General features: G+C 44.0%; 3 protein-coding genes. All 3 read right to left on the reverse strand.

What is annotated here, in order from left to right; all coding sequences use genetic code 11:
• Window positions 1–53: 53 nt before the first annotated feature.
• Window positions 54–4052 carry a T9SS type A sorting domain-containing protein gene (locus GXO74_01780; GenBank protein ID NOZ60390.1) on the reverse strand — a complete coding sequence of 1333 codons (3999 nt, stop codon included), beginning with the start codon at window positions 4050–4052 and terminating at the stop codon, window positions 54–56.
• Between the two features lie 479 nt (window positions 4053–4531).
• Window positions 4532–8200 (reverse strand): T9SS type A sorting domain-containing protein, encoded by a 3669-nt coding sequence (locus GXO74_01785; GenBank protein NOZ60391.1) that lies wholly within the window; start codon window positions 8198–8200, stop codon window positions 4532–4534.
• A 14-nt stretch (window positions 8201–8214) separates the two neighbouring features.
• On the reverse strand, window positions 8215–9137 hold a 923-nt coding region (locus GXO74_01790), incomplete at its 5' end, for a hypothetical protein (protein NOZ60392.1).

Raw genomic sequence — 9137 nt, forward strand, 5'->3', positions numbered from 1 at the left:
TAAACTTATTGTAAATACTTTTATTTTATTGAATTCTACCGATCAAATAATGCTTATTTCAATAGCGTCATTTTTCTGATTTGCGTAAACTCATCTGTGTGAATTTGGTAAAAATAAATTCCTGAAGGAACCTTCATCCCATTTTGATCTGTAGCATCCCAGAGAACTTGATAATAGCCGGCACTCTGATAGCTATCTACCAACTTTTTTATCTGCTGTCCTTTTATGTTGTAAATTTGCAAGTTAACGCGCCCAGAATTTGCCAATTGAAAATTAATCGTCGTTGTCGGATTAAAAGGATTCGGATAATTTTGGGAAAGAGAAAATTCATCAGGAATCTCTTTGTCGATTCTTTCAACCCCTGTTATATTTTTAAAATGAGCGGTCACATTTTTATTTCCGTCAATGATTAAAAATTCAGGATTCTGAATGCCGGTTACATCTCCGCTCCAATGGTCAAAAACATACCCCGAAAGCGGCAATGGAGATAATATAACAACTTCGCCGCTCTCGTAACTGCTTTTAAATGGTGTACGATTGACTGTTCCAGAGCCCTGAGGGTCAACAATGATATTGACAAAGTAATTGAAAGACTTCACAATAAGGACTTTATGAATATCGCTCCAGTCGGATATTACACTGCTGTTCTCTTTGCAGCGCGCTCTTGCGCGAATCTCCATTGTATCACTGTAGCTAAAAATATGCTGTCTGGTATTCTTTCCCCAATCCGAAAGCGTGCTATCTCCCCAATCGAACTGATATTCAACTTCGTGTCCCAGATTACACGCGGCGCCTGTCGTTACAAATGTCAATTGTTCACCGATCATGCCGCTGTCCGGACCAGTTGGCGTAAGCGGCGTGGATACAGATTCGACAACCTCCGAGAAATTTGCAGTGACATTCATGTCGCGTGTCAAAACAACAAATATGGGATTTTCTGTTCCTTCAAGGTCTCCGCTCCAATTATCGAAATTGTAACCTTCAATAGCAACCGCTGTGAGTTTCACCGTATCATTTTTTGCATATTCTTGTTTATCTGGTTCTTTGGTTACAGTTCCTTTGGTTTCCGGATTAATTGTAATATAAATACTAAAATGCGGCACCGGTTCATAACGAACAATAATTGTTGCAAACTGACTCCAATCAGACATGACAGCAGGGTTTACGATACTTCGGGCTCTGGCTTTTACAGAAAAATCTCCAGAATCCGCATAAACATAGGTCTGACTCGAATCTCCCCAGGGAGACTGCTGCCCATCGCCCCAGTCGAACTGGTATTCCACGGCCGTTCCCCTGTTGTCTAATGCGCCGGACGTTACAAAGGTGACATTTTTTCCGACAAAAACAGAATCAGGCCCCGTTAAAGACGTAGGAACGGAAACAGTCTCTTGATAAATTTGTATCACAAAAGCCGGACTCCAGCCGGACACCACCAGCGTATCGGCAGTGCTTCTGGCGCGTGTTTTAATTTCATAAAGCTGTGAAGCCTGGAAAATGTGAACTGCGCTGGAATCACCCCAACCGGACAAATTCCCATCACCCCAATCAAATTGATATTGAATTGGATTCCCTTTATTGTCAATGGCTCCGTTCGTCGTAAAAGTTAATGTATCACCAACGAAACCGCTATCAGGACCGTCAATCATGGTCGGCGCGCTCACCATCTCAGCGGTTCCTGAAACAAAATGCGCCGTCACATTTTTATCGCCGTCCATTGTCAATTGAGTCGGATTATCTGTCCCTGCTAAATCTCCACCCCAATATTGGAAACTGAACGAATCTTCATTCGCGACGGCCATTTTTCCTGACGGCTCAAAACCACCGTCTCTGGTAATAATTAATTTATCCAAACGAGCCTTCTTGTCTCTTTTGATAACCCGCAACTCATGTTCCCCCGCTGTCAGATTGAACTGTTGAACCTGATGTTGATCACTCACCTTCTGCCATTTCCACTTATTATAGTCTTTGTCTAAATGCCAGGTTAAAGTGTCGCCGTCGTCAACGAGGAAGAAAAAACTATCCTCGGTATCAGCTAATGCATAACATCTACCCCAAATAAAATAATTCCCGGTAGTCTCAATAATGACATGATAAATGGCATCTCCATCTCTAGGGCTACCTTGCGTGCCATAAATGTACATATTCTCCGAAGCAGTCGTATCGGTTTCAACCCAGAAATTTCCGCTCAATGTTCCTGTTTCCGCTTCAACATAAATATTGCCATCAAAAGGCCCGTTGCCATTTGAAGGAATAGCGTACAACAGCACAGTTTCATTATCTGCATACAAATTTTTTCGCGGCTGAATCTGCACGATCCCCGAATTCAAAGGATCAACACTTACATCCAAAGTATTTCCTTCAAGCAATTCATTAATGACGATGTCGATACTTTTTGACCAGCCGGATTGAGCTCCAACGTCCTCACTGCAGCGCGCCCGGGCTTTTACAGAGAAAGTTCCGACTTCTGTATAGGTATGTGTCTGAACTGAATCTCCCCAGAAAGATTGCGAACCATCGCCAAAATCAAATTGGTACTCTACCGGATGCCCGAGACTGCTTTGGCTTCCGCCAGTAGCGAAACTAATCTCGACATCTTTGTACGCTGCCGCAGGTCCAATAACTGTATCTGGAACAGTCACTTGTTCTCCGCCCTCATAAATAAAATTTGCAATAATCGTTCTGCTTCTTCTCATATAAATATTTATTGGATTATCCGTGTAGTAAGAAATATCTCCACTCCAATGGTCAAAACGATAATTCAAATTGGGTGTGGCATGCAAAGCAACTCGTTCATTCTGCGCATAGGTGTCCTTATCAGGATCTTTCTGAACCGTGCCCCCAGCTTCAGGATCGGCGAGTACTGTCAACACATAATTTGCCTGTTCGCCCGTAATATTAATTGTTGCGCTTGGAGACCAATTGGAGACGATGTTCGTGTGGACCGCACATCTCGCTCGTGCCTTTATATTGAATGCGCCAGTAGCAGCATAGCGGTGCGAAGCATGATCATTCCCCCAACCCGACTGATTTCCATCGCCAAAATCAAATTGGTATTCCACTTCATGACCGAGTGAACTGGCTGCATTTCCTGAAACAAATTGGACGTCTGTATCAATCTGGCCGCTTGTCGGGCCGTCCGGTTTATCCGGAGTGGTAACCGTTTCCGTGTCTCCGCCGCCTCCACCATCTTTTACAAAATTAGCTGTGATTGAACGACTTTTTAGCATGTAAATATTTACCGGGTTGGTGGTGCTTTTAAGACCATCTGTCCAGCGATCAAATCGGTAGCCAGCGTTAGGAATAGCTTGCAGTTTAACCTGATCTCCGTCATCATAGCCATCTTGTTCAGGCGTAATCTCTACGCGCCCTGCGTTTTCAGGCTCGATTGTAATTGTTAAAATATGCTTATCAGGACCATTGATGCGTACCGACAATGAAGCTGACCAACCGGAAACTGTATTTGGCTCTGCTGTGCTCCGGGCGCGCACACGGACGTTGTAACTACCTGATTTCCCAAAAGCATAAGTTCTTGTTGATCCTCCCCATTCAGAGATTCTTCCATCCCCCCAATCATACAAATATTCAACACTCCCCCCAATTGAGCTATTTGCCCCGCCGGAGCGAAAAGTTAGCCACTCACCGGTTTGGGCGGATGTCGAGCCGCTGGGTTTGTTGGGAGAAGTAATTTTATTATTATCTTGAATCACAAAATTAGCGACAATTGTCCGATTTTCTTCCATGTGAATATCCACCGGATTGTACCCGAGTCTATCAATATCGCCGCTCCAATTCAAGAACTGATATCGTCCGCCCGCATTTGCTTTCAGTGTAACTTTTTCGCCCGCATCGTAATTCGCTTTATCAGGAGTTTTCGTAACTGATCCAGCGCCATCAGGGTTAATCTCGATATTTAAAATCTGCAAAATAGTTGATTTGGTTGATTTCTCCGAGGAAGTTTCACTCTGAGCCCATAACAACGGAGAAGACAACGATAAAACAAGTCCCCCCAAAAACAAAAATTTTTTTCCTGCCTTTTTAACTTTTTGAAACATTGCGACCTCCTGGAGTGTTATTGCTATGCAATATGCTCGTTCATAATTCTACAAGAACATTTTTCTTTTTTTTGAAATAGTGAACGCAACAGGCAAAAGAAGAAAAACTTCCTTAAAATAGTGATCCCTGAAATAAAGTCAAGTTGCAAATAAAAACCGTTAAAACGCTACTACCATGTCAAGAACTTTATCAACATCATTTCCCGTTTTAACGGCTAAGTTATGACTTTCTCTGCTTTCAACGGAATTTTCAGGCTCGTTTTATGAACTATTTTGCAAAATACATGCCAAAATAAAGGGTTAAAAACTTAAAGTTATCCAAATTTTGTATTTAATTAAAATAAAGTTTTCAGATTTTCATCTGCATAAATATTAAAGAGTTAATACTGGGCATGTCTATAATTTTATATTATTATTAATGTTAGCGTATTTTTAAAATAACTTTGGAAATTCAAACCCCTTTAGCTCAAAACAGCAAACTAACGAATAAGAACCATCTTTTTTACCTGATTGAATCCAGATGTTTCAAACCGATACAGATACACTCCAGTTGGCACTTTCTCGCCGTTTTCGTTCCTGGCATCCCAAATTAGCGTATAAAAACCAGCCGGCTTAAATTCATTCAGCAGTACGCGAACAATCTGACCACGAATATTGTAGACAGTCAACTTGACTTTTTCGGGTTTTGGGATTTGAAATTTAATGCGTGTTTCCGGATTGAAAGGATTAGGGTAATTTTGTGACAAAGCATACGAAGTCGGTTTTTGATTTCCTTCAGATTCTACGCCAGTCACTGACTCGAAGAAAGCCGTGATAGTCGTATCACCCACCATTGTTATCAACTTTGACCGACTTGTATCCCGACTCACACCATTCCAATTAACAAAAATATAATTCGGGCTATCATTCGCTTTTAGCTCAACTATTTCATTAAAATCATAATCGCTTTCGTTGGGGAATTTCTCAACATCACCGGCATTTTCAGGATCAAGGTTCACAATCAACTTACATCCGCTGATACGAACCTGAAATTCTCCGGACCAATTGGAAACTGAAACAGTATCGCTTTTGCTTCGCGCTCGAGACCGAACAAGATAATCTCCGGAATTGAAAAATTTGTGAGATTGCACAGAATCACCCCAGGTTGACAACAGTCCATCGCCCCAATCAAATTGGTAATTCGCACTATCTCCATTTGCCGTTTTGGCTCCTCGCGCAACAAAAACCAATGATTGTGCCCGATATCCCTTGTCCGGGCCTGTAATTGACTGCGGCGCAGTAACAGGAGGCACTTTCACACCAAAGAATGCCGTTACCTCTTTATTACCATTCATCACAATAACACCCGGATCAAAATCGCCGGTCAAATCTCCGCTCCAATGATCGAAGCTGTAATTTTCCAAACCCACAGTATACAAACGGACAGTATCCTGATAAGCATACTGAACCTTTTGTGGGCTTTTGACCACAACGCCGCTGCTCTCCGGCTCTACAATTATATTCAATTCCAATCCGGAAATTTCAATCAAATGTGGGGCTGACCAATTAGATATCACATCAGACGAAACTTTTGATCTGCCACGTGCACGAACTTCAAATGTATATGGCATGAAATAGACGTGCGCCCTTTCTTTCGCACCCCATTGCGAAAGTGTGCCATCTCCCCAATTAAATTGATATTCTACCTCATTGCCCAGATTGCTTCTGGCGCTGTCAGTCGAGAAAACAATGTGCTGTCCGATAATCCCTTGTTCGACGGCTACCGGTGAAATCGGCGGAGAAATTTGTTCCTCGCTTTGTGAAAATTCCGCGACGAAATCCTTGTCACAATCCAGCACAATTGTTATCGGATTATCATTTCCGGAAAAGCTGCCGTTCCAATGATTGAAAGTGTAACCCTGATTTGGAACAGCAGTCAAATGCACTGTTGCGCTGTCCGGATATTCATCCTGATGCGGACTGACTAAAATTTGTCCGGCGCCTTCCGGGGCAGCCCTAACCACAAGTTTCCGGCCAGACAAAGTGACATTTTGAGGTTGAGACCAACCGGAAACAATACTCATATTGACCTTTGACCTGGCTCTTGACTGGACGAGTTTTATTCCCGTAACAAAATAAGCATGACTTTTAACGGAATCATCCCATGTTGACAGCAATCCGTCTCCCCATTTGAACTGGTATTCCACAGGATTACCTAAATTGCTAACAGACCCCCCCGTTGAAAATGTCAGGAATCTACCCATGATACCTGAATCCGGCCCGGCAACAAAAGTAGGGGCTGATACTGTTTCTTCCGTCCGGGTAAAATGAGCTGTCACTGTCTTGTCGGAATTCATAACGATATTCTTCGGATTTTCATTTCCTATCAAATCTCCTGACCATTCAGTGAAAGAATAGCCCTTATTTCCAGCAGCGAACAATTCCACTGTCTCGCCCGCAGCAAAGGTTGAATCATCTGGATTTTTGTTAACCTCGCCCCATCCCGGAGGATCGATTAGTATCGTTAATGTGTATGCAGAAATATTAATTTCATGTGACGCTGACCATTCCGATACGACACGCGGGTGCTGAGCGCAGCGCGCGTGTGCTCTGACATACATTATTCCAGTGTTAGAATAAAAATGTTGTTGCGAAGCGTCTCCCCATTCTGATTTCGTACTATCACCCCAGTCAAATTGATATTCCACTACATGCCCGAAGCTACTTGAAGCATTATTAGCCACAAACGTCATTTGTACGTTTATGGTCCCAGATGTCGGACCCTCAATAATTGCCGGTTTAGAAACGGTTTCGCTTATAAAGTTAGCGTAGATAACTCGATCTCTTTTCATAAAAAGGTTGACGGGATTCCAAGTAGTCGTGTCTATATCCCCTGTCCAATTTTGAAATTCCCAGCTTACATCAGCCGGAAATGCACGAATTTGAACAACTTCCGATAAATCGTACTCCTGTTTATCCGGATTAATTGTGACATGACCGGAGAGATCAGGATTGACATTAACAGTCAACATTAAGCCAGAGACATGTACTATTAATCCGGCCGACCAATCGGAAACTACCTCACTATGTTCGGCACAGCGCGCATGCGCTTTAATTTCGAAATCTCCGGTTTTTGAGTAAACATAATCTACTGAAGCTGACCCCCAATTTGATTGGTTTCCGTCTCCAAAATCGAATTGGTACTGAATACTATGACCCAAACTGCTCGATGCCCCTCCTGTAGAAAAATGATACTCATCTCCGGCTTTAAGACTACTCGGACCTGTCGGTTTATTAGGAATCGACACGGTCTCCATCACAAAATTTGCTGTAACATTTTTATTGCCATTCATGGTAATTGTTTTCGGATTTGTTGATCCAGTTAAATCTCCACTCCAGTGATCGAAGACATAAGCCTGGTTAGATGCGACAGCCGTAAGACGTACTGATTCGTGATAAGCATATTCATTTTTATTTGGACTTCGCTGTACTTCACCCGCATTTTCCGGGGAAACTGATACATTCAAATGATAGCCGGCGACGTCCACTTGCAAGCCGCTTGACCAAGAGGATACGATATTTATATGCGTTGTGCAGCGCGCTTTTGCCTTGACAGTGTATGTCCCTGTTTCGTTATAAGTATGTGATTTGGTTTTGGAGCCCCAGTTGGATTCGCTACCATCTCCCCAATCAAACTTATACTCAACGCTATGCCCTAAATTGCTTGTAGAGCCTCCGGTTGAATACGTCAATTGCTGCCCGATAATTCCTGATTGAGGTCCTGTTGGCTTATTTGGTTTAGTGATAATTTCTTCCCCCAAAAAATTTGCAGTAATGTTTTTGGGTCCATTCATCGTAACCTGCGTCGGATTATCCATTCCAGTAACATCGCCCGACCAGCCGTCCCAATGGTAGCTCGTCGCCGCAGTTGCGCTGATTTGAACAGATTCATTTTCATCGTACCAAACGCCCGGGGGAGCTGGCGTTGCTGTGCCTCCCTCCGGCGGATTTTCCGTCATCGACAAGAAATATTGCGTCTTCCAATTTGCCACAACCTCTTTGGGGCCAGACATAGTCGTGCTGCCAGAACTATTCGTCCCGCTGTAATCCCCGCTCCACTGCGTAAATACATAACGCGTGCCATTCGATTCATTCGCCGGACTGCTCACACTGAAATTCGCCGTCACTCCCGAATTGTACCAACCAGCGCCGAGTCGTGCGCCGACGTTACTGTCAAATAATACTGCGCATCCCAGTTCGCCGTAACTTCTTTCGGTTGATTCATCGTCACACTGCCCGATGGGCTACTGCCAGTATAATCCCCGCTCCACGTCGTGAACATATATCGCGTACCATTCGATTCGTCCGCAGGACTGCTCACACTGAAATTCGCCGTCGACCCCGAATTGTACCAACCTGTCCCCTGAGGCGAGTCGTGACTCGAGTTTACTGTTAAATAATACTGCGTCGTGAAATTCGCCGTAACTGTCCGATTCGAACCAGGAACGACGTACGTATGGCTCTGGTTGCCTCCGTCTGTCCAGTTCGAGTAAAGATATTGAACATTCGTCGCGCCGCTTTGGGGCGAATCCACTGCCAATGTGTGTTGGCTATTCTCTACCCAATGAAAAACCTGACTACTCGTATAAGTTGTCCCGTCAACGCGAAATGATAAGCCAACAGGATTCGTACCAACAGTCACATCTACTAATTTGCCAAAATTTGCTGTCACTTGTTTGGGACTCGTCATCTGTACCGTTGCCGGACGAGACGTGCCGCTCAAATCACCTGACCAACCTGCCCACTCATACCCACTGGAAACAGTCGCATTGACTTGAACATTCTCTCCACTATCATACCATGCCCCCGGCGGCGAAGGCGTAATATCACCCCCGGCACTCGGATTCTCCGACGTTGTTAAATAGTGTTGCGTCTTCCAATTTGCCACAACCTCTTTGGGGCCAGACATAGTCGTGCTGCCAGAACTATTCGTCCCGCTGTAAGCGCCGCTCCATTGCGTAAATACATAACGCGTGCCATTCGATTCATTCGCCGGACTGCTCACACTGAAATTCGCCGTCACTCCCGAATTGTACCAACCAGCGC

Source organism: Calditrichota bacterium (genome assembly GCA_013152715.1).
GTDB lineage: Bacteria > Zhuqueibacterota > Zhuqueibacteria > Thermofontimicrobiales > Thermofontimicrobiaceae > 4484-87.

What these genes read in the sequence shown, in the direction of transcription:
- GXO74_01780 (NOZ60390.1), bottom strand. Translation starts at nt 4,052, where the DNA reads ATGTTTCAAAAAGTTAAAAAGGCAGGAAAAAAATTTTTGTTTTTGGGG.